This window comes from Microbacterium jejuense, from assembly GCF_019511665.1.
Taxonomy (GTDB): Bacteria; Actinomycetota; Actinomycetes; order Actinomycetales; family Microbacteriaceae; genus Microbacterium; species Microbacterium jejuense_A.
On sequence record NZ_JAEUAW010000010.1, the window covers coordinates 45,439 to 71,217 of the forward strand.

Here is a 25,779-nt window from a genome sequence, read left to right on the forward strand (position 1 = left end):
GGTCGCCCTAAACCCGGCAGGGGAAATTTATCTTGATGTCAAGATAAATGTATCACTCGTCGGCGGGGCTCGCGTCCGCCTCACGGCGTGGGTACAGCGCCCGCACGGCGAGCCAGGTGACGGCGACGAGAGGCGCGAACAGCGGCAGCCCCATCACCAGCTTGAGCGTCCCGAGCGCGGTCACGTTGCCCGAGAAGTAGAGCGGGAGCTGCACGATGAGGCGCGCGGCGAACAGGCCGGCCCACGCGATCGACAGCCAGAAGAACACGCGGCGCTTGCGCTTGTCGGCGCGCCACGCGGTGCCCTCCCCCATCAGGAATCCGACGGCCAGGCCGATGAGGGGCCAGCCGATGAGCGCCGACACGAGGAAGGCCGTGCCGTAGACGGTGTTGGTGAGGAACCCGGGGATGAAGCTGTCCTCGCCGCGGCCGGTCCACAGCGACAGCGCGGCGGCCGCGGCCGCGGCGACGAGGCCGCCGATGGCGGCGCTCGCGGACTGCCGCTGGATGAGGCGCACGATGGTGAAGACCGCCGCGAGCCCGACCGACAGGCCGAGGCTGAGCAGCAGGTTGCCCGAGCGCACGTCGGGGTCGGGGTCGTATGTCGCGGTCCAGACCACGAGGAAGACGACGCCGGGGAGGACGGATTCGAGGATGCCGCGCCAGCCGCCCATGGCGGCCCAGACGACGTGCCCCGTGCTCTTGCCCGTCGTCGGGTCCAGTCCTGCGCGACGCGCGGCGCCGCCCAGGGCCGCGCCGAGGATCTCGGACGCAGACGCCGGCGCGTCGGGCGGGGTCGCCGACGGACGATCGCCCGTGGACTCGGGCGATGCGTCGTTGGGGCGCGAGGTGTCGCTCACGCGGTGCCCGGCGTGGCCGGCATCTTCAGCGGGATGAGGTCGCGCGGCGGCATGGGCGATCCGCCGCGCACGACGACGATCGAACGGAAGAGGTCCTCCACGGCGGCCGCGGCCTCGACGTCGGCGGTCGCGGCGCCGCCGATCACGCCGCGCAGGAACCAGCGCGGTCCGTCCACGCCGACGAAGCGCGCGAGGCGCTTGCCTGCGGTGGCCTCGGGCCCGGCGACGACGGGGACCTCGGCGAGCAGCTCGGGGCCGAGGGGCCCCTCGCGCTCTTCGACGCGGCCGCCCTGCTGGCGGATCTGCTGGCGGATCTGCTCGCGCGTCTCCTCCCACAGCCCGGCCGAGCGCGGCGCCGCGAACGGCTGCACCTGCAGCGTGGACCCCGAGTAGTCGAGCCCGACGGCGACGATGCGCTTGGTCTGCTCCTCGACCTCCAGGCGCAGGTTCAGGCCCTCGCGGGGCAGGATCTTGATGCCGCCGAGATCGATGTAGGGGCGGACCGGGTTCGCCTCGGACTCGTCGAACGGCCCGGCCGTCGAGCGGTCATCGGGCGCGATCTTGCGAGGGCCTTCGGCCGGCGTGGGGTCTGTCATGCGAGGACTCCGTCCTTCTGGTAGCCGGTCGAGCCGAAGCCGCCCTCGCCGCGGACGCTGTCGGGCAGCTCCTCCACGGGGATGAAGCGGGCCCGGGGCACCGGCATCACGATGATCTGTGCGATGCGGTCGCCGACCGCGATGTCGTGGGCGTGCTCGCGGTCGGTGTTGAGCAGGATGACCTTGATCTCGCCGCGGTAGCCGGCGTCGATGGTTCCGGGGGCGTTCACGACGGTGATCCCGTGCTTCGCGGCCAGGCCGCTGCGCGGCACCACGAAGGCGACGTGCCCGTCGGGCAGCGCGATGCGCACGCCGGTGCCGACGAGGGCGCGGGCGCCGGGCTCGAGGCGCACCGCCTCGGCGGCGACGAGGTCGGCTCCCGCGTCGCCCGGGTGCGCGTACACCGGGACGTCGGAGGCGATAATGGGGACGTCCACCGTTTCAGTCACCCAATGAGGGTAATGCAGAACACAGCGCGCAATGCCGGGCCCGCAGCGGCCACCGCCGGGGGTGCTCCGGCGGAGCGATATCGAGAGCGGCTCGGGCCGTCGCTGTGGTTCCTCGTGGCCGCGGCGCTGGCCGGTCCCATGGCGGCGCTGGTGTTCACGCCGATCGACACGACGGTCGCCCTCGTCATCGGCGCGGCCGTCAGCGTGCTGGTCATCGCGCTGCTGATCGTGGCGGCGCCGCTGGTGCGGGTCGACGGCGGCGAGCTGCGTGCCGGACGGGCGCACATCGATGTCGGCCTTCTCGGCGATCCGGCGGTGCACGTCGGCGACGACGCGCGCCACCAGCGGGGCGCGGGACTGGATCCCCGTGCGTGGCACCTCATCCGCGGGGGGATCGACGGCGTCGTGGTCGTACCCGTCGTAGATGCAGACGATCCGACGACCGCGTGGGTGATCTCCTCGCGGACGCCGGATCGGCTTGCTGCCGCAGTGCGGCGGGCTCAGGTCAGGCAGCGCACTCCGCGCAGATAGGTCCGTCTGCGCTCTCGTGGTCGAGCTGCGAGCGGTGCTTCACGAGGAAGCAGTTCGCACAGGTGAACTCGTCCTCCTGAGCGGGAAGAACGACGACGTCGAGCTCGAGGTCCGAAAGGTCGGCTCCCGGCAGCTCGAAGCCCGACGGGTTGTCGGCGTCCTCCACGTCGACCGAGCCGGAGAGCTTGTCGGGAACTCGCTCCTTGAGCGCTTCGATCGACTCGCTGTCGTCCTCGGTCTTGCGGGGGGCGTCGTAATCGGTGGCCATGCGTGAAGATCTCAACTTCCGGGGTATCGCGGTTGCGCTCGCCCTTACGGGCGGCGATAGTTTGCACGACGGCTCTGGTTTTCGCAAATGCGGAGTGCCGGCTTCGCACCGTGCGTTCGCGTGAAACTCGCGCCACGCGTGGGATATTCCCGGCCCACGCTGCGGCCTGTGACAGCATGGGCGGGACAGCTGGAAGGGGCGTTCGCATGGAACAGCTCAAGGTCATCGGAACCGAGGACGACAAGCTCATCCTGGCGACCGAGTCGGGCGACAGATTCTCGCTCGATGTCGACGACGTGCTGCGGGTGGAACTCCGCAAGGCGCGCCGCGACCGTGACCCCGAGGCGCAGGCGCCGCGGCCCAGTCCCCGCGAGATCCAGTCGCACATCCGCGCGGGTCTGTCCGCACGGGAGGTCGCCGAACTGCTCGGCGCCCGCGTCGAGGACGTGGAGCGCTTCGAGGGACCTGTCCTCGCGGAGCGCGAGCACATCGTCGGGCAGGCGCTGGCGGTCTCGGTGCTGCTGGGCGGCGATTTCGACAGCGACGGCCAGTCCACCTTCGGATCGGCGCTGCGCGTGAAGCTCGCCGAAGCCGGGGCGTCCGGTGAGCGGTGGACAAGCTGGAAGGAACCCACCGGCTGGATCGTGAAGCTCGAGTTCACCGCCGGTGAGATCGACCACGACGCCCGCTGGGGATTCGATCCTCGCCGCAGCACGCTGAGCCCGCTGAACTCGGACGCGATCCAGCTGTCACGTCAGGGATCCCTTCCGGACGGCCTCATCCCCCGCCTTCGGGCGCTCGACTCCGTGCACCCGAAGGACGACTCGCGCTTCGACAGCGGCGCGTTCGGTCCCCGCCGCCTGCCCGACGCCGACCTCGAGTCGCCCGATCTGCCGGCGCCCGCCGCACCCGCGGTGCAGGAGGCCGCGATCAAGCGCGCGACCGAGCCGACGGTCGTGACCTCGGCCGAGACCGCGGACCTGCTCGAGGCGCTGCGTCGCCGTCGCGGCCAGCGCGAGCCGCTTCCCGGCGCAGAAGAGGTCGCCCCGACGCCGCGCTCGTCCGCACCGGTGGCGTTGTTCGACGCCCTCGAGCCGGGGTACGACGAATCTTCCACCGACGACGAGCCCGCCACGACCGACTATCAGGCGCCCTCCCCCGCCGCCGTCGCGGAAGCCGGCCGGCGCAAGGGCCGCACCTCGATGCCGTCGTGGGACGAGATCGTCTTCGGGGCGCGGACCGAGGACTGAGTCAGGCGAACGCGCCGAGCCGGACCAGCGGCACGGTGCGCTCCTCATCGGTGAGCGACCCGTGCTGGCCGATCATCTTCTGCGGCGCCTTGTCGGCCAGGCGGTCGTCGTAGTACGCGATCCCTGCGCGCGGTGCGACGACCACGTCGCCGATCCGGTCGCGCACGTCGGCCGCGACGGCACCGAGCAGTCCCGACGCGATGAGCTCCTCGCGTGAGAGGACCCACGATCGGGATGCCTCGGCCTCGCGCCACCGGGCCAGGACCGCTTCGGCCTCGCCGGGCTCGGCATACAGGTGCAGCATCCGCGGTTCGCCGCCGATGAGGCGAACGCCCGCGACCAGTTCGTCGCCGTCCTGCAGCAGCACGTGGCGGTGGCGGGGCACATCGATCATGCCGTGGTCGGACGTCACCACGACGCCGGTGCCGCGATCGAGGGCCTTCGAGAGCGCGCGGGCCGCGGCATCCACCGTCTCGAGCGTCGCCACCCACTCGTCGGACTCCCACCCCCGCTTGTGGCCGACCGCGTCGAGGTCGGGGGCGTACAGATAGACCAGCGAGCCCGCGTTGCGCGCGGCGAGGTCGGCGGCGACGCGGACGCGCTCGTCGAGGTCGTCCGCGGCGTGGAACTGCGCGTCGCCGAGGGTGGCGGCGGTGAAGCCGGTGCCGGCGTACTCCCGGCGCGAGACCGCGAAGAACGGCCGGCCGAGGCTTGCCGAGAGGGGCGTCGCGCGCTGGAACGACAAGGGCAGACCGTCGGTGTCCCAGCCGCGCAGCTGGTTCACGACGTCGTCGGTGCCGGGCACGCGCGTGCGGTAGCCGACGATGCCGTGCTCGCCCGGGAGCGTGCCGGTCAGCAGAGTCGTGAGCGCCGCGGCGGTCGTCGACGGGAACACCGTGCGTGCGGCATCCCTCTTGGTCTTCGCCTCGGAGAGGAAGCGCGCGTGCCCGGCCCGCTGGGCGAGGTTGTGCGCACCCAGACCGTCGAGCACCCAGACGATCGCGCTGCGGGCCGGTGCGAACCACTCGGATGCCCCCTCCAGAGCCGCCGCCATCTCGGGGACGACACGGCTGAGGCTCCGGGCGCGCGGCGGGTCCGCGGGTAGGCTGAGTGACATCGGGGCCAGTCTCGCACACGCAGCCGCGCCCTTCTCTCCCGCCGTCACCCGAGGCTTCCAGGTCACATGCCCGCATCCCGCACCGACTCCTCTCCCGCCGACCACGGACGCATCGAGGACGTCGACGTCTCATCCGAGATGCAGACGTCGTTCCTCGAGTACGCGTACTCGGTGATCTACTCGCGCGCACTGCCCGACGCGCGCGACGGACTCAAGCCGGTGCAGCGCCGCATCCTGTTCCAGATGGCCGACATGGGACTGCGTCCCGACCGCGGCCACGTCAAGAGCGCGCGCGTGGTCGGCGAGGTGATGGGAAAGCTGCACCCGCACGGCGACGCCCCGATCTATGACGCGCTCGTGCGCCTCGCCCAGCCGTTCTCGCTGCGTGTGCCGCTCGTGGACGGGCACGGCAACTTCGGCTCGCTCGACGACGGCCCCGCGGCGCCGCGCTACACCGAGGCCCGACTCGCCCCGCCCGCGCTCGCCCTGACCGAGAACCTCGACGAGGACGTCGTCGACTTCATCCCCAACTACGACGGTCAGTTCCAGCAGCCCGAGGTGCTTCCTGCGGCCTTCCCGAACCTGCTCGTCAACGGCACGACAGGCATCGCGGTCGGCATGGCGACCAACATGGCGCCGCACAACCTCATCGAGGTCGTGGGGGCGGCGACGCATCTGCTTCAGAACCCAGAGGCGACCGTCGAAGAGCTCATGGAGTTCGTGCCGGGTCCGGATCTGCCCGGGGGCGGCATCATCGTCGGCCTCGACGGCATCAAGGATGCGTACACGAACGGCCGCGGCAGCTTCCGCACGCGCGCCAAGGTGTCGATCGAGTCGCTCGGGCCGCGCCGCACGGGTCTCGTCGTGACCGAGCTGCCGTATCTCGTCGGCCCCGAGCGCGTGATCGAGAAGATCAAGGACGCCGTCAACGCCAAGAAGCTGCAGGGCATCGCGGACGTCACCGACCTCACCGACCGCCACAAGGGCCTGCGCCTGGTCATCGGCATCAAGACCGGGTTCGACCCGCAGGCGGTCCTCGACCACCTCTATCGCCTGACGCCGCTCGAGGACTCGTTCAGCATCAACAACGTCGCGCTCGTCGAGGGGCAGCCGCAGACCCTCGGCCTGCGCGAGCTGCTGCGCGTCTACCTCGACCACCGCATCAGCGTCGTCACGCGCCGCAGCCGCTACCGCCTCGAGCGCCGCAAGGAGCGGCTGCACCTCGTCGAGGGCCTCCTCATCGCGATCCTCGACATCGACGAGGTGATCCAGGTCATCCGCGCCTCGGACGACGGCGAACAGGCACGCACGCGCCTCATGGACGTGTTCGACCTGTCACAGCCGCAGGCCGAGTACATCCTCGAGCTGCGCCTGCGCCGGCTCACGAAGTTCTCGCGCATCGAGCTCGAGACCGAGCGCGACAACCTGAAGGCCGAGATCGCACAGCTCGAGGAGCTGCTCGGCAGCGATGTGCTGCTGCGCGCCCAGGTCGCGAAGGAACTGGATGCCGCGGCCGAGGCCTTCGGCACCCCTCGGCGCACGCTGCTCCTCAACGGCGGCCCCGTGCAGCCCCGCTCGCGCGCGGCCGCTGCCGTGGCCGACCTGCAGATCGCCGACTCCCCGTGCCGCGTCTTCCTCTCGGCGACGGGGCGCATGGTCCGCGCCGAGCTCGACGCCGATGCCCCGGGCGGCGGCATCGTCGCCCCGGCGCGCCGGTCCAAGCACGACGCCGTCCGCTCCGCCGTCGACACGACGACGCGCGGCGACATCGGCGCCGTCACGAACCTCGGACGCCTCGTGCGCTTCTCGCCCGTCGACCTGCCGTCGGTGCCGGGCAACTCCGTGCAGCTCGCCGCCGGCACGCGCGTCGACCAGTACCTCGGGCTCGGCTCGGGCGAGCATGTCGTCGCCCTCGTCCCGCTGACGGATGCGCCGCCGATCGCCCTCGGCACGGCGCAGGGCATCGTCAAGCGCGTCGCAGCGAGCGAGATCGGCAGCAAGCACGACATCGAGATCATCACGCTCAGGGACGGCGACCGCGTGATCGGCGCCGCGCCCGCCTCCGACGGGGCCGAACTGGTCTTCGTCACCTCGGACGCTCAGCTGCTGCGGTTCGACGCCTCGTCGGTGCGGCCGCAGGGCCGCTCCGCCGGCGGGATGGCGGGCATCCGGCTGACGGACGGCGCCACCGTCATCGCGTTCGACGTCGTCGGCCCGACGGCCTTCGACGCCGTCGTCGTCACGGTGGCCGGGTCGACGAGCGCCCTGGCGGGCACCGATGCGGGCAGCGCCAAGGTGTCGCTGTTCAGCGAGTTCCCCGCGAAGGGCCGCGCGACCGGCGGTGTGCGCGCGCAGCGACTGCTGAAGGGCGAGGACGCCCTGACACTCGCGTGGGTCGGCTCCGACCCGCGCGCCGTGGGCGCCGACGGCGCCACGCGCACGCTGCCCGAGTCCGGCGCGAAGCGCGACGCCTCCGGCACGCCGCTCGACGGCGTGATCGGCGCCGTGGGCACCGGCATCCGCTGATCACGAAAGAGAGGCGCACCGGTCGAACCGGTGCGCCTCTGTCGTGCGCGATTCGCGGCGACGGGTCAGGCGTCGATGCGCTCGCGCACCAGACGGTCGCTGGAGTCGATGATGAACTCCTTGCGCGGTGCGACGTCGTTGCCCATGAGCAGTTCGAAGACGGATGCCGCGGCCTCGGCGTCCTGCATCCGGACGCGGCGCAGCGTGCGCCCGGCGCGATCCATGGTCGTCACCGCGAGCTGGTCGGCGTCCATCTCGCCCAGGCCCTTGTAGCGCTGCACCGGCTCCTGCCAGCGCTTGCCGGCCTTCGTGAGCTTCGTGAGCAGGGCGTGGAGCTCTTGCTCGGAGTAGGTGTAGATCGTCTCGTTCGGCTTCGAGCCGGGATTCATCACGACGACGCGGTGCAGCGGCGGCACGGCGGCGTACACGCGGCCTTCGTCGATGAGCGGACGCATGTACCGGAAGAACAGCGTGAGCAGCAGCGTGCGGATGTGCGCGCCGTCGACGTCGGCATCGCTCATCAGGATGATCTTGCCGTAGCGCGCGGCGTCGAGGTCGAACGAGCGCCCTGATCCCGCGCCGATCACCTGGATGATCGCGGCGCACTCGGCGTTCGAGAGCATGTCGCTGATCGACGCCTTCTGCACGTTGAGGATCTTGCCGCGGATCGGCAGCAGCGCCTGGAACTCGCTGTTGCGCGCCAGCTTGGCCGTGCCGAGCGCCGAGTCGCCCTCGACGATGAACAGCTCGGACTCGGCCACGTCGTTGGAGCGGCAGTCGGCGAGCTTCGCGGGCAGCGACGAGGACTCGAGCGCGTTCTTGCGGCGCTGCGTCTCTTTGTGGGTGCGCGCCGAGATGCGCGCCTTCATCTCGGAGACGACCTTGTCGAGCAGCAGCGCGGTCTGCGCCTTGTCGTCGCGCTTGGCGGAGGTGAAGCGCGCCGTCAGCTCGCGCGTGACGACGTTGGTGACGATCTGCCGCACCGCGGGTGTGCCGAGCACCTCCTTCGTCTGACCCTCGAACTGCGGTTCGGGCAGACGCACCGTGAGCACGGCGGTGAGGCCCGCGAGGATGTCGTCCTTCTCGAGCTTGTCGTTTCCGACCTTGAGACGGCGGGCGTTCTGCGCCACCTGGTCGCGCAGCACCTTCATGAGCCCCTGCTCGAAGCCCTGCTGGTGCGTGCCGCCCTTGGGGGTGGCGATGATGTTGACGAACGACCGTGAGACGGTCTCGTAGCCGGTGCCCCAGCGCACCGCGATGTCGACGTGGCACTCGCGCTCGACCTCGGTCGGCAGCATCGCGCCCGACGGCTGCAGCACGGGCACCGTCTCGGTGAAAGACCCCGTGCCTGTGAGGCGCCACGTGTCGGTCACGGCCGTGTCGGGGGCGAGGAAGTCGGCGAACTCCGAGATGCCGCCGTCGAAGCGGTAGCTGGTCTCGACCGGCTCCTCGGTCTCGCGTCCGGGACGCTCGTCGCGGATGACGATCTCGAGGCCCGGAACGAGGAACGCCGTCTGACGTGCGCGCTGCTCCAGCTCCTGCAGGTTGAACGTCGCGTCCTTCGTGAAGATCTGGCGATCGGCCCAGTACCGGATGCGCGTGCCGGTGGCGCCCTTCGGGGCGCGGCCCGCGACGCGCAGCTCACTGCGCTCCTGGAACGGCGTGAAGGCCGACTCGGGGCTGCCGTTGGTGAAGACGCCCGGCTCGCCGCGGTGGAACGACATGGCCCACGTCTTGCCGCCGCGGTCGACCTCGACGTCGAGGCGCTCCGACAGTGCATTGACGACCGACGCGCCCACACCGTGCAGACCGCCCGAGGCCGCGTACGACCCGCCGCCGAACTTGCCGCCGGCGTGAAGCTTGGTGAAGACGACCTCGACGCCGGAGAGGCCGGTGCGGGGCTCGATGTCGACCGGGATGCCGCGCGCGCGGTCCTGCACCTCGACGCTGCCATCGGCGTGCAGGATGACGTCGATGCGCGTGCCGAAGCCGCCGAGCGCTTCGTCCACCGCGTTGTCGATGATCTCCCACAGGCAGTGCATGAGGCCGCGCGAATCGGTCGAGCCGATGTACATGCCGGGACGCTTGCGGACGGCTTCGAGCCCTTCGAGCACCTGGAGATGATGGGCGGAGTACTCGGCGGTCACAATCTCCCATCGTAATCGGGGCGCCCGAGACCCTCGCGCCGACACGCTCCCCACGGCACCAGCGCTACGCGCACAGCGAACTGGCAGGCGTCAAGGGCATTCTCCCCGCTCCGGCGTGGTTGTATTTCTTGACCGATACGGATGTTCTACGTACACGAGGAGGCACCGAGATGAACACGCTATCGACACCCACCGAGACCGCCGCCGTCCTCGAGTACCGCCTCACGGCGATGGATCGCTGCGACTCGTGCGGCGCCCAGGCTTACATCGCCGCCGAGGTCAACGGCACCGAGATGCTCTTCTGCGCCCACCACGGTCGCAAGTACGAAGAGAAGCTGCGCTCGGTGGCGACATCGTGGCACGACGAGACGGCGCGCCTCTCGGAGTGACCCGCTCCGCCGCGCGTCAGCTCTCGTAGACGCGAGGCACCAGCGGTGACACGCGCACCGCGATCTCTTCGCCGATCGTGCCGATGAGCTCGGCGAGGTCGGTGCTGGACCCCTCCCCTTGCAGGCCCGGTCCGAACACCGTGACGGTGTCTCCCACGGCGGCGCCGGGCCAGGTCTCGACGACGGAGCGCGTCTCGCCGACGAGCTCCAGTCGTCGACGACCCTCCGCCGTTCCCACGTGCGCACCCGTGCCGGCCAGTGACGTCGGCAGCCCGTCCAGCGCGCCGATCCCGAGCTCCGCCGCGTCGCCGTGCACGGCGGTGACCTCGGCCTCCAGCCGTGCGATCGGTCGCAGTCCGAGGTCCCCGGCCGACGGCCCGCCCGCCGAGCGGATGCCGTAGCAGAACGCACCCACGCGCACGAGGTCGTACCGGAACTCAGGCCGCGCGAACGACGCGGCACTGGCGGCCAGATGACGGACGGGCGGGTGGATGCCGGCGGCCGCGGCCTCGTCCAGCGCCCACTCGTACACCGTGCGCGCGTCGTCGTCCTCGGCGTCCGATGCCTCCGCGATATGACTCCAGACGCCGACGACATCGATCGCGCCGTCCGCCTGCAGCTGCGCGGCCCGTCGCACGAACGCGGGCCAGGCCTCGGGCCGCACGCCGTTGCGGTGCAGCCCGGTGTCGATCTTGAGGTGCACCCGGACGGTCGCGCCGGCGTCGCGTGCGGCATCCCCGAGTTCTTCGAGCAGCTCCGCGTCGCCGATGCCGAGGTCGAGGCCGGCGCAGATCGCGGTGTCGAGGTCGTCGCGCGAAGCGGCGATCCACGCGAAGACGCGCGGGCCCGAGCCGACGACGGCGCGGACCGCCGCCCCGGTGCGGGTGTCGAACGCGCCGAACCAGTCCACGCCAGCGGCCGCCGCCGCGCGCACCACCGGGTCCAGGCCGTGCCCGTAGGCGTCGTCCTTCACGACGAGCATCAGCTCGGCAGGTGCGACGGTGTCGCGCACGCGGTCGAGGTTCGCCGTCAGCGCGGTCAGGTCGACATGCAGTCGCGCGGTCACGGCGCCTCCTCGCGGATCGTCCGCAGGCCGACCGTCGTGATCAGCTCGGACGGCAGCAGTCCCGTCGCGCGCACCCAGTCCGCCAGGGAGGGCTCGCCCGCGGACGCGTCGCCGAGGAACAGCGCCTCAGCGCCACGCCGGACGACGGCATCCCGGATCTCGACGACGCACACGTCCATCGCGACGCGTCCGACGATCGGGTGCCGCTCCCCCGCGATCGCCACGTCGACGGCGCCGCCCAGTGAGCGGACGATGCCCTGGGCGTAGCCGCCGGTCACCAGCGCGACGCGCGTGTCGGCCGGGGCGCGGAACGTGAACCCGTAGGACACGCCCTCGCCCGCGCGGAGGTCCTTGACCGACAGCACCGTGCCGGTGAGACGCAGAGCGGGGGTCGTGCCCGGTGCGACGCCGAGCAGTTCCTCCCCGCCGAGGACGGACGCGGGCGTCGCGCCGCCGACCTGATCGTCGGGCCTGAACCCCTCGGCCTCCAGCACGCCCCGGACGAGCTCGGCATCGTGACCCCAGGCATCCGCGTCGAAGATCGACGGAGAGAACGAGTGGATGCCGCGGGCCCGTGCCGCGCGGGCGTTCGCGGTCAGCGCCGACCGCGAGACACGGGCGACGGGGGCGCTGCGGGGTCCGGTTCCGGGCGTCGACATGTCGTGCCCAGAGATAGCGGAACTCACGCCTCTAGACTATCGGGGTCCCCGAACCGAACCCGGAGCACGCATGTCTTCTCAGGGCCTCGCCCTCTCGAACCGCCTTCGCTACCTCGCCTGGCGCGTCCGCCGCATCGACATCGGATCCGTGCTGGAGCGCGCGAAAGAGACCGCGCACGAGCACGGCAAGTGGACCCCGGCGGTGGTGGTCGACATGCTGTGGTCGGCCGGGTTCAAGCAGGTCGGCTTCCAGGACTACGTCGACTACGACTTCGCGATCCTCAACCGCGCCGAGCGCGCCACGTATATGACGCACCCGGTGTCGAACGAGCTGTCGCAGAAGTACGACCACCCCGACTACCGCGGTCTGTTCCAGGACAAGATCGAGTTCGACCGCACGTTCAGCGAGTTCCTCCGCCGTGACTGGATGGTCGTCGAGGAGGGCAACGCCGACGAGGTGCGCGCGTTCGCCGAGAAGCACGGCACCATCGTCACGAAGGAGCCCGTCGGCCAGGCCGGAACCGGCGTCCACCGCTACCACGCGGCCGACATCTCGGAATGGGACGCCTTCCACCGCGGCCTGCTCGATCGCGGCGAGCTGCTCATCGAAGAGGTCATCCGTCAGCACGCCGACCTTGCAGCGGTCTGCCCGGGCACGGTCAACACGACGCGAGTGACCGCGTTCTTCGACGGAGAGAAGACGCACATCCTCGCGATGGCGCAGAAGTTCGGGCGCGGCGCGGTGAGCGACCAGATGACGTTCGGCGGCTTCTACACGATGCTCGACGAGGACGGCCATGCGGTCGGGCCGGGGTACGACTCGCACGCGCACGTGCATGTCACCCACCCCGACAGCGGGTTCGTGATCGCCGACTTCCAGCTGCCCATGATCGACGAGGTGAAGGCGTTCGTCGACCAGGTGGCTCGCGTCGTGCCGCAGGTCCAGTACGTCGGCTGGGACATCGTGGTGACCCCTGACGGCCCCGTCCTCGTCGAGGGCAACTGGGGCGCGGGCGTGTACGAGAACAAGCCCAGCGTCACCGGCATCCGCACCGGCCACAAGCCGCGCTACCGCGCCGCCATCGGGTTCTGAGCCCGCATCACGTGCGGAGGCGGGAGCGTCCCGCGGCGACCAGGATGAGTCCCGCGACCACGGCCCCGGTCCCCGCGCCCACCGTGTTCCAAACCACGTCCTGAAGGTCGGGCACGCGTCCCGGGATGCGCGACTGCGCGTACTCGACGGCGAACGAGACGGCGAAGCCCACCACGGGTGCCAGCAGCCACAGCCGGCGCCCCAGCAGCAGGGCCACCGCCGCGCCCAGGGGGATGAACAGGAGCGCGTTGAGCAGGCTCTCCAGCTGCGGCGTGGTCAGATCCACGACGAGCGGCCCGAGCCAGCGGTCGGCCGCTGCCAGGAAGACGCCGCGCGCGGGAGCGACGATCCGGCGCGGAGCGAGCGTCAAGGCGAGGACGAGCGCCGACGCGAGCGCGGAGAGGAAGAGCCGGGGTGCCAGGGTGGACTCGCTGCGAGGTGTGGTCATCCTCACACCTCACCCCAGCCGATGTTGCGTGAGCGTATGCATCCGCTCCGTCGGCTCAACGGAGAAGGCGCGGCACCCCGAGGGGTGCCGCGCCTCTCTATCCCGTGACGCCTCAGACCGCGCGAACGACGCCGAGCGGCGTCGACTGGTGGCCCTGGCCGAGCGGGTTGTCTTTGAGGATGGCGACGAGCTGCTTCTCGCCGGCCTTGTCGAGCGTCGAGCCGAGGATGTTGCCGCCGAGGTCGTTGATGTCGACCACCGCGACCTCGGGGACGCCGCCGAGCAGCGCCTTGAGGTGCTCGGCCACCTCGCGCGGACGCTCCGGCCCGAGCACGACCGCCTTGTTGTACGGCGGGATGGTCCCCGACGTCGGGCCGTCGATCGCGCGCGCCTTGTCGCCGGCGATGCGGTAGAAGTCCCCCTTGCGACCGAACAGCTTCGTGACCGCCGACACCGCCGCCGCGAAGAGGATCCGCAGGGTGCCGCACTCGCGCAGCGCCATCTCCATCGTCTCGGGCATCCCCAGTCCGATGCCGTACGGCGTGCGGGTCACGTACTTCGAGAGGAAGAACGCCAGCTTGCGCGGCTTGATGTCTTCCACGAGGTACGAGCGTCCCTGTGTGATGGCGACGATCTTCTCGGTCACGAACAGCAGGTCACCGTCGCGCACGACGTCGGTCGCGTACTCGCGGACGAACTCGTCGAGGTCGTCGCCCGGCATCACGACCCGGGTGCGGATCGGGATGCGGGCGAACGACGACCCTTCGACCTGGACGGTGAGCGCCTTGCCGGCGTTCGCCTCACTCACTCGAGGTAGTCCCGCAGCGACTGCGAACGCGACGGGTGACGCAGCTTCGCCATCGTCTTCGACTCGATCTGGCGGATCCGCTCACGGGTCACCCCGAACGTGTCGCCGATCTGGTCCAGCGTCTTGGGCTGGCCGTCGCCGAGTCCGAAGCGCATGCGGATCACGCCCGCCTCACGCTCCGAGAGCGAGTCGAGGAGCGACTCGAGCTGACGCTGCAGCATCGTGAAGCCCACGGCATCGGCGGGGACCACGGCCTCGGTGTCCTCGATGAGGTCGCCGAACTCGCTGTCGCCGTCCTCGCCGAGAGGCGTGTGCAGCGAGATCGGCTCGCGACCGTACTTCTGCACCTCGATGACCTTCTCGGGGGTCATGTCGAGCTCGCGGCTGAGCTCCTCGGGCGTGGGCTCGCGGCCCAGGTCCTGCAGCATCTGGCGCTGGACGCGCGCGAGCTTGTTGATGACCTCGACCATGTGGACGGGGATGCGGATCGTGCGGGCCTGGTCGGCCATGGCGCGCGTGATCGCCTGACGGATCCACCACGTCGCGTACGTCGAGAACTTGAAGCCCTTGGTGTAGTCGAACTTCTCCACCGCGCGGATCAGGCCCAGGTTGCCCTCCTGGATGAGGTCCAGGAACTGCATGCCGCGACCCGTGTAGCGCTTGGCGAGCGAGACCACGAGGCGCAGGTTCGCTCCGAGCAGGTGACTCTTGGCGCGCTGGCCGTCGCGGGCGACCCATTGCAGGTCGAGCCCGAGCTGCGAGGTCTTCTCGGCCGCCGACATGTGCGACAGCTTCTCTTCGGCGAACAGACCCGCCTCGATGCGCATCGCGAGCTCGACCTCTTCGGCCGCGTTCAGGAGCGGCACCTTGCCGATCTGCTTGAGGTAGTCCTTGACCGGGTCGGCGGTGGCGCCGGTGATCTGCGTCGAGTAGACGGGGACGTCGTCCTCATCGCTCGACGTGATGACGATCGCGCCGGTGGGCAGCGGCTCGGTGAACGCAGGCTTGGTGCTCTCCTCGTCCTCCTCCTCGTCCTCGCCGGAGGCGTCGTCACCCGACGCCGTCTTGCCGCCCGTCTTGGCGTCCGTCGCCTCGGCGGACTCGTCGTCTGCGGCCACGTCCTCATCGGCGTCGAGTTCGACGTCCTCGTCGAGCTCTTCGACGTCGTCCTCGAACTCGTCGTCCGACTTCTTTGCGCGCTTGGACGCGGTCTTCGGCGCAGCCTTCGCCTTCGTGGCGCCCTTCGCTGCGGGAGCCTTCTTGGCGGCTGTGGTCTTGGTCTCGTCCGACTCGGTGTCCTTCGCGGCCGAGCGAGCCTTGGTGTTCGTGCCTGGAGTCACGTTTCGCCTTTCACCGGTCGACGCGCTCGGCGCGTCTCCGGTCGGTTTCGGACACTAGTAAGACCCTTGTCAAGTCCCGAGCTTCGCAGAGTGCTCTCGAAGACGGTTGACAACGGGTCAGAGCGTCTAGTATCTCATACTTGCCGTGCGCCGCCAGCATCGCCCCGCCAAGGCCGGCGCACCTCCATGCAGGAGACAACGCGCAGGCGGGAACCAGAATTCCGCGCGACGGCGACCGCGGAGGCCGCGCGCCGTCAGGAGCCGCGCTTGTCGTCCTCGCCGGGGCGCGTCGCCAGGAACCGCTCGAGCTCGGCAGCGAGTTCGTCCGCGCTCGGCAGATCGCCGGTGTGGATCATCGGCGTCGCGAGCGTGGAGCCGGCCATATAGGCGTCATAGCGCTCCTCGAGACCCTGGACCATGCGTGCCAGCTCGTCGCTGCCGTCGATCTGCTCGGTCACCTTCTCGAGGTACTCGCGGTTCTCGTCGCGCAGCTCATCACCGGCGAAGACCAGTCCGGTCGCGACGGTCAGGCTGTCGAGCGCGGCGAGGGCCGCGGCGGGGTACTCGGAGTCGCCCAGATAGTGAGGAACGAGCAGCACGAACCCCGCGACCCGCACGCCCGCCTCGGCGAGACGGTACTCCAGCAGGTGACCCGCCGTCGCCGGAACCTGCGTGTGCGGCTGCCACACCGAGTGCGCCTCGGTGAGCTCGGTCCGCGTGCCGCTCACCGTCGTGCCGATGGGACGCGTGTGCGGCACCGGCATCGGGATGGCGTGCACCCACGTGACCGTCGACACGCCGTACAGCTCGGCGAGCTCGAGGACCGCCGCGGCGAAGGCGTCCCACGCGAAGTCCGGCTCATAGCCGGCGAGCACGAGGAACGGCTGGCCGAGCGAGTCGTGGGCGAACGAGAGCTCGAGCCGGGGCGGACGGTAGTCGGTCAGGTGGTCCTTCTCGAAGGCGACGATCGGGCGCCGTGCGCGGTAGTCGAGCAGCGTGTCGTTCGAGAACACCACGAGCGGCGACGGGGACAGGTCGTCGCGCACATAGTCGATGACACGGCTCACGGCGCTGCCCGCGTCGGTGAACCCGGTCAGGGCGATCACCAGCGGCAGACCGCGCGGTACCGGGGGCGCGGAGACCGCGCGCTCGAACAGCGGGCCGGAGAAAGGCATGGTTCCATGCTACGAGTCGTCGGCGGGGCCGGGGTCGAGGTTTCGCGCTCAGAGCGAACACGCATGCTCCGTAGGATGGACACCATGTCGTTCCCCGACCTCGAGTACCGCACCACCCCCGTCCGAGAGTCCGAAGCCGACGCACTCCTGCTGGCACTGCCCCCGATCGAGGGGGACGGCGCTCCTGACCTGTCCGACTGGCCGGGACTGCGCGACGCACTGTCAGCTGTCGGCTTCAGCGGTGCGACCGGGTCTTTCCTCCGCGTCTATGCGCCCGAGGCGACGACGCTCCCGCTGGCCGTCGTCGGCACGGGTGCGGATCCGGATGCCGCGGCTCTGCGTGATGCCGTCGGCGCCGGCATCCGCTCGCTCACGGGGTACACGACGGTCGCCGTCGCCGCACCGCTCGCCGACCCGGCGCTGTGGACCGCGGCCGCGGAGGGCGCGGGCCTGGGGGGGTACCGGTTCGACGGCTACAAGTCCGAGGCGCCGAAGGCCCGCGCTTCGCGCGTGCTCGTGCACGGCACCGCCGAGCCCGACGAGAGCGCGCTTCGGCTCGCCGTCGAGACCGCGGCCTCGGTCGCGCTCGTGAAGGATCTCGTCAACATCCCGGCCGAGTGGCTCGGCCCGGCAGACGTCGCCGATAAAGCCGCCGAGGCGGTCGCCGATCTGCCCGTGCAGGTCGAGGTGCTCGACGAGGAGGCGTTGCGCGAGCAGGGCTTCGGCGGCATCCTCGGCGTCGGCCAGGGGTCGGAGCGTCCGCCGCGTCTCGTCCGCCTCGACTATGCGCCCGCCGGCGCCACGCGCCACGTCGCGCTCGTCGGCAAGGGCATCACGTTCGACACCGGCGGGCTGTCACTCAAGCCCGCGGCTTCGATGGTCGGCATGAAGTACGACATGGCGGGTGCCGCCACCGTCCTCGCGGTGCTTCGAGCCGCGGCATCCGTCGGCGCCCCCGTCCGCGTCACCGCATGGCTGTGCGTCGCCGACAACATGCCCTCCGGCGGGGCCATCCGTCCCGGCGACGTGCTGCGTCTGCTCGACGGGACGACGGTCGAGGTGCTCAACACCGACGCCGAGGGGCGCCTCGTGCTCGCCGACGGCATCGCCGCCGCGAGCCGCGAGCACCCGGACGTGATCGTCGACGTCGCCACGCTCACGGGCGCCATCCTCGTCGCGCTCGGCACCCGTCACACCGGCGTCATGGGCGATGACGACGCCGTCGCCGACTATCTGGCGGCGGCGGCCGAAGCCGGTGAGCCGGCGTGGCAGCTGCCGCTTCCGTCGCACATGGTGGAGGAGCTCGACTCCCCCATCGCCGACCTGCAGAACGCCAAGATCGGCGATCCCGCGGGAGGCTCGCTCTTCGCAGGACTGTTCCTGCGTCATTTCGTCGGCCGAACGGGCGACGAAGCCGATGCCCCGCGAATCCCGTGGGTGCATCTCGACATCGCCGGCAGCGGGCTCCACAAGGGCGCACCGTACGGCTACACCGACAAGGGACCGACTGCCGCGACCGTGCGCAGCCTGATCCGCTTCGTCCTTGACCTCGAAGAGGAGGCACGATGACCGACCACACCTTCGATCTCGTCGTTCTGGGCGGTGGCAGCGGCGGCTACGCGGCTGCGCTGCGGGCCGCGGAGCTCGGCAAGACCGTGGCGCTCATCGAGAAGGACAAGGTAGGCGGCACCTGCCTGCACCGCGGCTGCATCCCCACCAAGGCGCTCCTGCACGCCGCCGAGGTGGCCGACGGCGCACGCGAGGCAGCCGCGTACGGCATCCGGGCGACGCTGGAAGGCATCGATCCTCGGGGGGTGCGCAGCTACCGCGAGGGCATCGTCGCAAAGAAGTACAAGGGACTCGAGGGCCTCGTGAAGGCGCGCGGTATCACGGTCGTGGCGGGCGAGGGCAGCCTCGAAGCCGGCCCCGCCGTCCGTGTCGGCGACGACCTCTACCGCGGCACGGACGTGATCCTCGCCACAGGCTCGTACAGTCGCACGCTGCCCGGCCTCGAGATCGGTGGCCGCATCCTCACCAGCGAGCACGCGCTCGAACTCGACGAGATTCCGTCGAGCGTCGTCATCCTCGGCGGCGGCGTGATCGGCGTCGAGTTCGCGAGCGTCTGGCAGTCCTTCGGGGCGCAGGTCACGATCGTCGAGGCGCTCGATCACCTCGTACCCAACGAGGACCTCGCCCTCAGCAAGGCTCTGGAACGCGCGTACCGGCGTCGCGGCATCCAGTATTCGCTCGGCGTGAGATTCCAGTCCGCGACGCAGACGGCGGATGCCGTCACGGTGACCCTCGAAGACGGCAAGACCTTCACCGCCGACTACCTGCTCGTGGCCGTCGGCCGCGGTCCTGCAACGGCAGGCCTCGGCTACGAGGAGGCGGGCGTCGCCCTCGATCGCGGGTTCGTCGTCACCGACGAGCGGCTGCGCACCGGCGTTCCGCACGTGTGGGCCGTGGGCGACATCGTGCCGGGCCTTCAGCTGGCGCACCGCGGATTCCAGCAGGGCATCTTCGTCGCCGAAGAGATCGCCGGCCTGTCGCCCGTCCTGATCCCCGACACCCAGATCCCGAAGGTCACCTACAGCCATCCCGAGGTCGCCTCGGTCGGACTGACCGAGGCGCAGGCGTCCGACCGGCTCGGCGCCGACGGCATCGTCGCCTACGAGTACAACCTGGCGGGCAACGGCAAGAGCGAGATCCTCGGCACGAGCGGCATCGTCAAGGTGGTCCGCCAGAAGGACGGGCCGGTCCTGGGCGTGCACCTCATCGGCGATCGCGTCGGCGAGCTGATCACCGAGGGCCAGCTCGCCGTCGGCTGGGAGGCGCATCCCGAAGACATCGCGCCGTTCATCCACGCGCACCCCACTCAGTCCGAAGCGCTCGGCGAGGCCTTCCTCGCCCTCGCAGGCAAGCCCCTGCACGCGCTCTGACCCTCGCGCCCGCCCCCGATCACTAAGCTAGATCCGATATTCATTCAGAAGGAGACTTCCTCATGAGCACATCCGTGGTCCTCCCCGCTCTCGGAGAGAGCGTCACCGAGGGTACGGTCACCCGCTGGCTCAAGAACGTCGGCGACACGGTCCAGGCCGACGAAGGCTTGCTCGAGATCTCCACGGACAAGGTGGACACCGAGATCCCCTCGCCGGTGAGCGGCGTCATCGAGGAGATCCTCGTGCAGGAGGACGAGACCGTCGAGGTCGGCGCCGTGCTCGCGAAGATCGGCGACGGCTCCAGCGCCCCCGCCGCAGCTCCGGCCCCCGCGGCCGCCGCGGCCGAGGCCGCGCCCGCCGCCCCGGCGGAGCCTGCGCCCGCCGCTCCGGCGCCCGCTGCAGAGGCCGCCGCGCCTGCGGCCGAGGCTCCCGCTGCTGCTCCGGCCCCCGCGGCCGGCGGCACCGGCAAGGAGGTCGTGCTGCCCGAACTCGGCGAGAGCGTCACCGAGGGCACCGTGACCCGCTGGCTGAAGCAGGTCGGCGACGAGGTCGCCGTGGACGAGCCGCTCCTCGAGATCTCGACCGACAAGGTCGACACCGAGATCCCGTCGCCGTTCGCCGGCGTGCTGCAGGAGATCCTCGTGAGCGAGGACGAGACCGTCGAGGTCGGAGCGGCGCTCGCCCGCATCGGCGAGGCCGGCGCAGCGACCGCGGCTCCGGCACCCGCCGCCGCTCCGGCACCTGCCGCCGAGGCGCCGGCTACTGCTCCGGCTGCCGCCCCGGCTGCGGCGCCCGCGCCCGCTCCCGCCGCTGCGCCTGCTCCGGCTGCGGCACCCGCCCCTGCCGCAGCGTCCGCTCCCGCGGCTGCGCCCGCCCCGGCTGCGCCGGCACCCGCTCCGGCGCCGGCCGCCGCTCCGGCGCCCGCCGTGGTCGCCGACGATGACGCCGTCACGTACGTGACCCCGCTCGTGCGCCGCCTCGCCCAGCAGCAGGGTGTCGACCTCGCGACGGTCAAGGGAACCGGCGTGGGGGGCCGCATCCGCAAGGAAGACGTGCTCAAGGCCGCCGAGTCGGCTGCCACCCCGGCCGCTGCGGCACCTGCAGCCGCCGCCGCGCCGGCGCCCCTCGAGGTCTCGCCGCTGCGGGGTACGACGCAGCCCATGTCGCGCCTGCGCAAGGTGCTCGCCTCGCGCGCCGTCGAGTCGATGCAGTCGACGGCGCAGCTGACGACGGTGGTCGAGGTCGACGTCACGAAGCTCGCGAGCTTCCGCGACAAGGTGAAGAACGACTTCCTCGCGAAGACCGGAGACAAGCTGTCGTTCCTTCCCTTCTTCGCCCTGGCCGCCGCTGAGGCGCTGCAGGCGTACCCGGTGATCAACTCGACCGTCGACGGCGACCAGATCGTCTACCCGGCGACCGAGAACCTGTCGATCGCCGTCGACACCGAGCGTGGCCTGCTCACTCCGGTGCTGCGTGATGCCGCGACGAAGAACCTGGCTCAGATCGCCCACGAGATCGCCGACCTCGCCGCGCGCACGCGCGACAACAAGCTGAAGCCGGACGAGCTCGCCGGCGGCACGTTCACGCTGACCAACACGGGTTCGCGCGGTGCGCTGTTCGACACGCCTGTCGTGTTCCTGCCGCAGTCGGCCATCCTCGGCACGGGCGTCGTCGTGAAGCGGCCCGGCGTCGTGACGGTCGACGGCAAGGATGCGATCTCGGTGCGCTCGTACGTGTACCTCGCGCTGTCGTACGACCACCGGGTCGTCGACGGTGCCGACGCCGCCCGCTTCCTCGGCGCGGTGAAGGCCCGTCTGGAGGCCGCGGCATTCGAGAGCCAGCTCGGCATCTGATCCGCGACGCGGACAGTCACGGCTGCTGCGCGACGTCATGGACGTCGCGCAGCAGCCATTTCTCGTCTATGCGCACGATCACCACGAGCTGAGCCGCGGCGCCGCCGTCGGCAGCATCGACGCGCAGCACGGCGACATCGCCGAAGTCGTCGAGGAGTGTGACGGTGCGCTCCGACGAGGTGAGGTCGATCGCGCCGGAAGCACGCGCGACGGCCCGCGGGTCCACCGCCACGTCAGAGAGGCATGCCTCGTCCCCCGCGCAGGCTAGGCGCGCATCGAGCAGCGCCCCGGTGTCCGCGGCGAGATCGGCCGGCGCATCGGCGGTGGACGCCGGCATCGCCTCACCGCCGCTCGCGTCGACGACATCCGACCCGCTGGTGGCGGAGGTCGTCGGCGCGGCCCCGGTTGCCGGTCCGCCGCTGCCGTCGGCCGTCGCCGGACCGCCACCCGGCCACAGCGCGCCGGCGGCGAGCACCGCCGCGGCGACGGCTCCGCCGACGATCCACGGCATCCGCCGGGACCCCTTGGCCTCCCCCGCGTCCGCCCGTCGACCGCTCCACCGGCGCCACACGGCGGTCGTCGCCTGGGACACCGAATCGGCGAGGTCTGCATCCACTCCGTGCACCAGCGTCTGCCAGAGCGAACGCGGCGCCTCGGGTTCCGGCGCACCGCGGTCGGCCCGCGCCGCCGTGGCGACCTCGGCCGCTGCTCGCGGGCCGAGGATCGTCGTCCCGAGCGGCTCCGGTGTCGCCAGTGCGAACAGGGCGTCTTCGGCGGCTGTCAGGTCCGTCGCCGAGAGGCGCTCGGCCGCGACCGCGCGCAGCGCGATGTCCCACGTCCGGCGCAGCGCGGGCTCGAGTTCGAGCGACGCCATCGCCTCCGCCGCCGCGTCGCGTGCGCGCGAGGGTGAGGCCTCCGTCGCGAGCACCGGCCGTCCGCCGTCGTCCAGCCACCACTCCCCGACGGTGTCGGGCCTCGCCACGAGCTGCGCGCACCCCCGCAGCAGACTCACGCCCAGGGTGACGGCCTCCCCCGCGGTGAGCGGGAGCCGTGCGGCCCGTCGGCGCAGGAAGTCGTCGAGCCGTTCCACGCACACCGGCAGCACCACGTCGTGCCCGTCTCGGCGCCGTGCCACGTCGACCGGGGCCAGCACGTGGCCGTGGGGGTCGGCATCCCATCCGCCCCAGTCGTCACCGAACTGGTCCGCATCCACGAGCAGGCGCATCGCGCCGTCCGCCTCGCGGGCGAGCACACCCGGCCACGGCGCATCCTCCTTCGCGCGCACGGTGCGGACCGGGCGGTAGGGAGCGCCGAGCAGGCTGTCGTCGGTGGTCACGCACCCAGTGTCCGCGCGCGCCGGGGCGATCTGCGGTGTGAGGGGCGGATCTGTGGATGACGGCGACCGGAGTCCCGCTGGGGAGGAGCCGAGGCAGGCCTCTCCGAAAAGGTAGGCTGGAACGTATGGCCGCGCGCAGTTCCGCACCCGAGAAGAGCCCTGGCTTCTTCTCCCAGATCCGTACCCTGTACACCTTCACGCAGAAGGAGTTCCGCTGGCTGCCGTATCTGCTCGGCGGCATCCTCCTGGTCGGCGCCGCGATCGGCGTCGGCATCGGGCTGCTGATCCCCCCGGTGGCGATCTGGAGCGTCATCCTGTGGGGCATCACAGGTCTCATGCTGGGCATCCTGGCGTCGATGATGACGATGACGCGGCTGTCGACGCGGGCGATGTACAAGAAGATCGACGGGATGCCGGGGGCCACGGGTCACGTGCTCTCGACCTCGCTCGGACGTGCCTGGCAGGCCAGCGAGATGCCCGTCGGCATCAACCCCAAGACGCAGGAGGCCGTCTATCGCGCGGTCGGCAAGGGCGGCGTCGTGATCGTGGGCGAGGGCGCCCGCGGGCGCCTGACCCGCCTCGTGAACGACGAGCGGGCCAAGGTGCAGCGCGTCGCCGCGGGCGTGCCGGTCACCGTGCTGTACGTGGGTCACGGCGACGGTGAGGGCGAGGTGCCGATCGCCAAGCTCGCCTCGACCATCAAGGCGCTTCCCAAGAAGATCGACCGCACCACGCAGGCGGCGGTCATCAAGCGCATCGAATCGGTCTCGCAGTCGCTGACGTCGCTGCCCATCCCGAAGGGCATCGACCCGACCAAGGCCCGCGCTCCGCGTCCGCGCTGACCTTTCCCTCGACGGCTCCACGTCGCGCTCGGCACTGCGCCGGGCGCGACGTCGTCTTCGGGGCGAAGGCCACGCGCGCCGGAAGCCGGGTCAGGCGCGCAGCAGCACCGTGCCGGCCGCCTTGTCGTGCAGACCACGGTGGTCGGCGTCCCAGATGACGGCGGGGATCACCACGATCAGGAGCGCCGTGCGGATGATCGGCCGCCACACCCCTACCCAGGCGCCGTCGAGCCGCACCAGGCGAAGCCCGAAGAGCCGGTGCCCGGGGCTCCCCTGCAGCGTCGGAAGGAACACCAGCTGGATGGCGGCGAACAGCGCGAGGATCGCGAGCGGGTCCCAGCCGAAGAACCCCGAGATCAGGTAGGCGGCGCCGTAGTCGATGAACAGCGCGCCGACGCGACGGCCCAGGTGCCCGATCGAGCCGCTGCCCTCTTGAGGGAGTCCGAGCCGTTCGCCGGGATAGTCCTGAGTGCTCTGCGTCACTTCTCCAGCGTACCCAGGCCGCCGTAACATCCCCGAAACACAAGTGATACTGCCGGGCAATGCCCTGCAGGTACTTTGCCAAGGAGCCCGACCCGCACGGGCGGATCCGAATGCCCTACCTCTGGAGTCTTCATGTTCAAAGATTCATCCGAGGTGCTGAAGTTCATCAAGGACGAGGACGTCAAGTTCCTCGACATCCGTTTCACGGACCTTCCTGGCGTGCAGCAGCACTTCAACATCCCGGCCTCGACCGTCGACGAAGAGTTCTTCACGGTCGGCCAGCTGTTCGACGGCTCCTCCATCCGAGGCTTCGCGAACATCCACGAATCTGACATGCAGCTCATCCCCGACGTGTCGACGGCGTACCTCGACCCGTTCCGCGAGGCGAAGACGCTCATCATGGTCTTCGACATCTACAACCCGCGCAACGGCGAGATCTACTCGAAGGACCCGCGCCAGGTGGCCAAGAAGGCGGAGAAGTACCTCGCCTCGACCGGCATCGCCGACACCGCGTTCTTCGCTCCCGAGGCCGAGTTCTACATCTTCGACGACGTCCGCTACGAGGTGAAGCAGAACTCCAGCTTCTACTCGGTGGACTCCGAGGAGGGCGCGTGGAACACCGGTCGCGTCGAAGAGGGCGGCAACCTGGCCAACAAGACCCCGTACAAGGGCGGCTACTTCCCGGTCTCGCCGGTCGACAAGACGGCGGACCTGCGCGACGACATCAGCCTGCGTCTCATCGAGGCGGGTCTGCACCTCGAGCGCGCGCACCACGAGGTGGGCACCGGCGGTCAGCAGGAGATCAACTACCGCTTCGACACCATGGTGCACGCGGCCGACGACATCCTGAAGTTCAAGTACATCGTCAAGAACGTGGCCGAGGAGTGGGGCAAGGTCGCGACCTTCATGCCGAAGCCGCTGTTCGGCGACAACGGCTCGGGCATGCACACGCACCAGTCGCTGTGGCTCGAGGGCAAGCCGCTGTTCTACGACGAGAAGGGCTACGCGCAGCTCTCGGACGTCGCCCGCTGGTACATCGGCGGCATCCTGGCGCACGCGCCGGCACTGCTCGCGTTCACCAACCCGACGCTCAACTCCTACAAGCGACTCGTCAAGGGCTATGAGGCGCCGGTGAACCTGGTCTACTCGGCCGGCAACCGCTCGGCGGCGATCCGCATCCCGATCACGGGCTCGAACCCGAAGGCCAAGCGCATCGAGTTCCGCGCGCCGGACGCCTCGGGCAACCCCTACCTCGCCTTCGCGGCACAGCTGATGGCGGGTCTCGACGGCATCCAGAACCGCATCGAGCCGCACGAGCCGGTCGACAAGGACCTGTACGAGCTTCCCCCCGAGGAGGCGAAGAACATCCCGCAGGTGCCGAACTCGCTGCTCGACTCGCTCGAGGCGCTGCGCGCCGACCACGAGTTCCTGCTGAAGGGCGGCGTCTTCACGCCGGAGCTCATCGAGACCTGGATCGAGTACAAGATCGAGAACGAGATCCAGCCGCTCAACGCGCGTCCGCACCCGTTCGAGTACGAGCTGTACTTCGGCGTCTGACGTTCCAGCACCGCAGCTCCTGCACGACAGAAGAGGCCCCGGGCAACC

24 protein-coding genes are annotated in these 25,779 nt (G+C 70.6%); 10 read left to right on the forward strand and 14 right to left on the reverse strand.

From position 1 onward, the window contains the following. Positions 1–52 precede the first annotated feature (52 nt). Genes JNB62_RS13315 through dut form a run of 3 tightly spaced genes read right to left on the reverse strand, consistent with a single transcriptional unit; the run spans position 53 to position 1,904 of the window. A complete protein-coding gene (locus JNB62_RS13315; RefSeq protein WP_220301394.1) occupies positions 53–859 on the reverse strand; it encodes a DUF3159 domain-containing protein in 807 nt (268 codons plus the stop codon). Continuing rightward, a complete protein-coding gene (locus JNB62_RS13320; RefSeq protein ID WP_220301395.1) occupies positions 856–1,455 on the reverse strand; it encodes a DUF3710 domain-containing protein in 600 nt (199 codons plus the stop codon). Before JNB62_RS13320 ends, JNB62_RS13315 begins: the two co-directional genes overlap by 4 nt. Continuing rightward, positions 1,452–1,904, reverse strand: coding sequence for a dUTP diphosphatase (gene dut, locus JNB62_RS13325; protein ID WP_220301396.1), 453 nt, complete (start codon positions 1,902–1,904; stop codon positions 1,452–1,454). The genes JNB62_RS13320 and dut overlap by 4 nt, the downstream gene beginning before the upstream one ends. Before the next feature lie 12 nt (positions 1,905–1,916). Here dut and JNB62_RS13330 point away from each other — a divergent pair, with 12 nt between their 5' ends. Then, entirely contained in the window at positions 1,917–2,435 is a 519-nt protein-coding gene (locus tag JNB62_RS13330) for a DUF3093 family protein (protein ID WP_220301397.1), read from the forward strand. On the opposite strand, the gene JNB62_RS13335 is transcribed toward JNB62_RS13330, so the two are convergent. Next, on the reverse strand, positions 2,410–2,703 hold the full coding sequence (locus JNB62_RS13335) for a DUF4193 domain-containing protein (RefSeq protein ID WP_141894496.1): 294 nt from the start codon (positions 2,701–2,703) through the stop codon (positions 2,410–2,412). The genes JNB62_RS13330 and JNB62_RS13335 overlap by 26 nt on opposite strands. A 206-nt stretch (positions 2,704–2,909) precedes the next feature. Here JNB62_RS13335 and sepH point away from each other — a divergent pair, with 206 nt between their 5' ends. Then, positions 2,910–3,953 carry a septation protein SepH gene (gene sepH / locus JNB62_RS13340; RefSeq protein ID WP_220301398.1) on the forward strand — a complete coding sequence of 348 codons (1,044 nt, stop codon included), beginning with the start codon at positions 2,910–2,912 and terminating at the stop codon, positions 3,951–3,953. A gap of 1 nt (position 3,954) precedes the next feature. On the opposite strand, the gene JNB62_RS13345 is transcribed toward sepH, so the two are convergent. Then, a complete protein-coding gene (locus tag JNB62_RS13345) occupies positions 3,955–5,070 on the reverse strand; it encodes an alkaline phosphatase family protein (protein WP_220301399.1) in 1,116 nt (371 codons plus the stop codon). Positions 5,071–5,136: 66 nt separating this feature from the next. Between JNB62_RS13345 and JNB62_RS13350 the strand changes: the two genes are divergently transcribed. Beyond that, the gene (locus JNB62_RS13350) at positions 5,137–7,596 is read left to right on the forward strand and encodes a DNA gyrase/topoisomerase IV subunit A (protein WP_220301400.1); all 2,460 of its coding nucleotides are present in this window, start codon (positions 5,137–5,139) and stop codon (positions 7,594–7,596) included. A gap of 65 nt (positions 7,597–7,661) precedes the next feature. Here JNB62_RS13350 and JNB62_RS13355 read toward each other — a convergent pair whose 3' ends face one another. Next, positions 7,662–9,743 (reverse strand): DNA gyrase/topoisomerase IV subunit B, encoded by a 2,082-nt coding sequence (locus tag JNB62_RS13355; RefSeq protein ID WP_374450946.1) that lies wholly within the window; start codon positions 9,741–9,743, stop codon positions 7,662–7,664. A gap of 170 nt (positions 9,744–9,913) precedes the next feature. On the opposite strand from JNB62_RS13355, the gene JNB62_RS13360 reads away from it, so the two are divergent. Beyond that, positions 9,914–10,132, forward strand: coding sequence for a DUF7455 domain-containing protein (locus tag JNB62_RS13360; RefSeq protein ID WP_220301401.1), 219 nt, complete (start codon positions 9,914–9,916; stop codon positions 10,130–10,132). A gap of 16 nt (positions 10,133–10,148) precedes the next feature. Here the strand turns inward: JNB62_RS13360 and JNB62_RS13365 are convergent, their stop codons facing one another. Continuing rightward, complete coding sequence (locus tag JNB62_RS13365; protein WP_220301402.1) at positions 10,149–11,198, reverse strand: alanine racemase; 1,050 nt, start codon at positions 11,196–11,198, stop codon at positions 10,149–10,151. Further along, entirely contained in the window at positions 11,195–11,884 is a 690-nt protein-coding gene (locus JNB62_RS13370; RefSeq protein WP_308291806.1) for an alanine racemase C-terminal domain-containing protein, read from the reverse strand. The genes JNB62_RS13365 and JNB62_RS13370 overlap by 4 nt, the downstream gene beginning before the upstream one ends. Positions 11,885–11,927: 43 nt before the next feature. Here JNB62_RS13370 and JNB62_RS13375 point away from each other — a divergent pair, with 43 nt between their 5' ends. Next, entirely contained in the window at positions 11,928–12,950 is a 1,023-nt protein-coding gene (locus JNB62_RS13375) for a sugar-transfer associated ATP-grasp domain-containing protein (RefSeq protein WP_220301403.1), read from the forward strand. A gap of 7 nt (positions 12,951–12,957) precedes the next feature. On the opposite strand, the gene JNB62_RS13380 is transcribed toward JNB62_RS13375, so the two are convergent. From JNB62_RS13380 to JNB62_RS13395, 4 genes are all read right to left on the reverse strand, one after another. After that, positions 12,958–13,398 (reverse strand): VanZ family protein, encoded by a 441-nt coding sequence (locus tag JNB62_RS13380; RefSeq protein WP_220301404.1) that lies wholly within the window; start codon positions 13,396–13,398, stop codon positions 12,958–12,960. Positions 13,399–13,510: 112 nt separating this feature from the next. Then, positions 13,511–14,206, reverse strand: a complete 696-nt coding sequence (locus tag JNB62_RS13385; protein WP_220301405.1) for a coenzyme F420-0:L-glutamate ligase — start codon at positions 14,204–14,206, stop codon at positions 13,511–13,513. After that, positions 14,203–15,546 carry an RNA polymerase sigma factor gene (locus JNB62_RS13390; RefSeq protein WP_220301406.1) on the reverse strand — a complete coding sequence of 448 codons (1,344 nt, stop codon included), beginning with the start codon at positions 15,544–15,546 and terminating at the stop codon, positions 14,203–14,205. The genes JNB62_RS13385 and JNB62_RS13390 overlap by 4 nt, the downstream gene beginning before the upstream one ends. A 254-nt stretch (positions 15,547–15,800) precedes the next feature. Beyond that, positions 15,801–16,721, reverse strand: a complete 921-nt coding sequence (locus JNB62_RS13395) for a PAC2 family protein (protein ID WP_220301407.1) — start codon at positions 16,719–16,721, stop codon at positions 15,801–15,803. 84 nt (positions 16,722–16,805) lie between these two features. Here JNB62_RS13395 and JNB62_RS13400 point away from each other — a divergent pair, with 84 nt between their 5' ends. From JNB62_RS13400 to sucB, 3 genes are all read left to right on the forward strand, one after another. Then, positions 16,806–18,290, forward strand: coding sequence for a leucyl aminopeptidase (locus JNB62_RS13400; protein WP_220301408.1), 1,485 nt, complete (start codon positions 16,806–16,808; stop codon positions 18,288–18,290). Continuing rightward, positions 18,287–19,660, forward strand: coding sequence for a dihydrolipoyl dehydrogenase (gene lpdA / locus JNB62_RS13405; protein ID WP_220301409.1), 1,374 nt, complete (start codon positions 18,287–18,289; stop codon positions 19,658–19,660). Before JNB62_RS13400 ends, lpdA begins: the two co-directional genes overlap by 4 nt. Positions 19,661–19,722: 62 nt before the next feature. Then, complete coding sequence (gene sucB, locus JNB62_RS13410; RefSeq protein ID WP_220301410.1) at positions 19,723–21,513, forward strand: 2-oxoglutarate dehydrogenase, E2 component, dihydrolipoamide succinyltransferase; 1,791 nt, start codon at positions 19,723–19,725, stop codon at positions 21,511–21,513. Positions 21,514–21,529: 16 nt separating this feature from the next. Here the strand turns inward: sucB and JNB62_RS13415 are convergent, their stop codons facing one another. After that, the gene (locus tag JNB62_RS13415) at positions 21,530–22,849 is read right to left on the reverse strand and encodes a hypothetical protein (RefSeq protein WP_220301411.1); all 1,320 of its coding nucleotides are present in this window, start codon (positions 22,847–22,849) and stop codon (positions 21,530–21,532) included. Between the two features lie 125 nt (positions 22,850–22,974). Between JNB62_RS13415 and JNB62_RS13420 the strand changes: the two genes are divergently transcribed. Beyond that, entirely contained in the window at positions 22,975–23,691 is a 717-nt protein-coding gene (locus JNB62_RS13420; protein WP_220301412.1) for a DUF4191 family protein, read from the forward strand. A 90-nt stretch (positions 23,692–23,781) separates the two neighbouring features. Here the strand turns inward: JNB62_RS13420 and JNB62_RS13425 are convergent, their stop codons facing one another. Then, positions 23,782–24,174: an RDD family protein gene (locus tag JNB62_RS13425; protein ID WP_308291807.1), complete on the reverse strand. Its 393-nt coding sequence runs from the start codon at positions 24,172–24,174 to the stop codon at positions 23,782–23,784. 132 nt (positions 24,175–24,306) lie between these two features. Between JNB62_RS13425 and glnA the strand changes: the two genes are divergently transcribed. Beyond that, a complete protein-coding gene (gene glnA / locus JNB62_RS13430) occupies positions 24,307–25,731 on the forward strand; it encodes a type I glutamate--ammonia ligase (protein WP_220301414.1) in 1,425 nt (474 codons plus the stop codon). The last annotated feature ends 48 nt before the right edge of the window (positions 25,732–25,779 follow it).

Bases quoted from the DNA above. Each gene is read 5' to 3' on its own strand.
- JNB62_RS13320 (WP_220301395.1), bottom strand. From the start codon at position 1,455: ATGACAGACCCCACGCCGGCCGAAGGCCCTCGCAAGATCGCGCCCGAT.
- JNB62_RS13330 (WP_220301397.1), top strand. From the start codon at position 1,917: ATGCAGAACACAGCGCGCAATGCCGGGCCCGCAGCGGCCACCGCCGGG.
- JNB62_RS13335 (WP_141894496.1), bottom strand. From the start codon at position 2,703: ATGGCCACCGATTACGACGCCCCCCGCAAGACCGAGGACGACAGCGAG.
- sepH (WP_220301398.1), top strand. From the start codon at position 2,910: ATGGAACAGCTCAAGGTCATCGGAACCGAGGACGACAAGCTCATCCTG.
- JNB62_RS13345 (WP_220301399.1), bottom strand. From the start codon at position 5,070: ATGTCACTCAGCCTACCCGCGGACCCGCCGCGCGCCCGGAGCCTCAGC.
- JNB62_RS13350 (WP_220301400.1), top strand. From the start codon at position 5,137: ATGCCCGCATCCCGCACCGACTCCTCTCCCGCCGACCACGGACGCATC.
- JNB62_RS13360 (WP_220301401.1), top strand. From the start codon at position 9,914: ATGAACACGCTATCGACACCCACCGAGACCGCCGCCGTCCTCGAGTAC.
- JNB62_RS13375 (WP_220301403.1), top strand. From the start codon at position 11,928: ATGTCTTCTCAGGGCCTCGCCCTCTCGAACCGCCTTCGCTACCTCGCC.
- JNB62_RS13380 (WP_220301404.1), bottom strand. From the start codon at position 13,398: ATGACCACACCTCGCAGCGAGTCCACCCTGGCACCCCGGCTCTTCCTC.
- JNB62_RS13395 (WP_220301407.1), bottom strand. From the start codon at position 16,721: ATGCCTTTCTCCGGCCCGCTGTTCGAGCGCGCGGTCTCCGCGCCCCCG.
- JNB62_RS13400 (WP_220301408.1), top strand. From the start codon at position 16,806: ATGTCGTTCCCCGACCTCGAGTACCGCACCACCCCCGTCCGAGAGTCC.
- lpdA (WP_220301409.1), top strand. From the start codon at position 18,287: ATGACCGACCACACCTTCGATCTCGTCGTTCTGGGCGGTGGCAGCGGC.
- sucB (WP_220301410.1), top strand. From the start codon at position 19,723: ATGAGCACATCCGTGGTCCTCCCCGCTCTCGGAGAGAGCGTCACCGAG.
- JNB62_RS13420 (WP_220301412.1), top strand. From the start codon at position 22,975: ATGGCCGCGCGCAGTTCCGCACCCGAGAAGAGCCCTGGCTTCTTCTCC.
- glnA (WP_220301414.1), top strand. From the start codon at position 24,307: ATGTTCAAAGATTCATCCGAGGTGCTGAAGTTCATCAAGGACGAGGAC.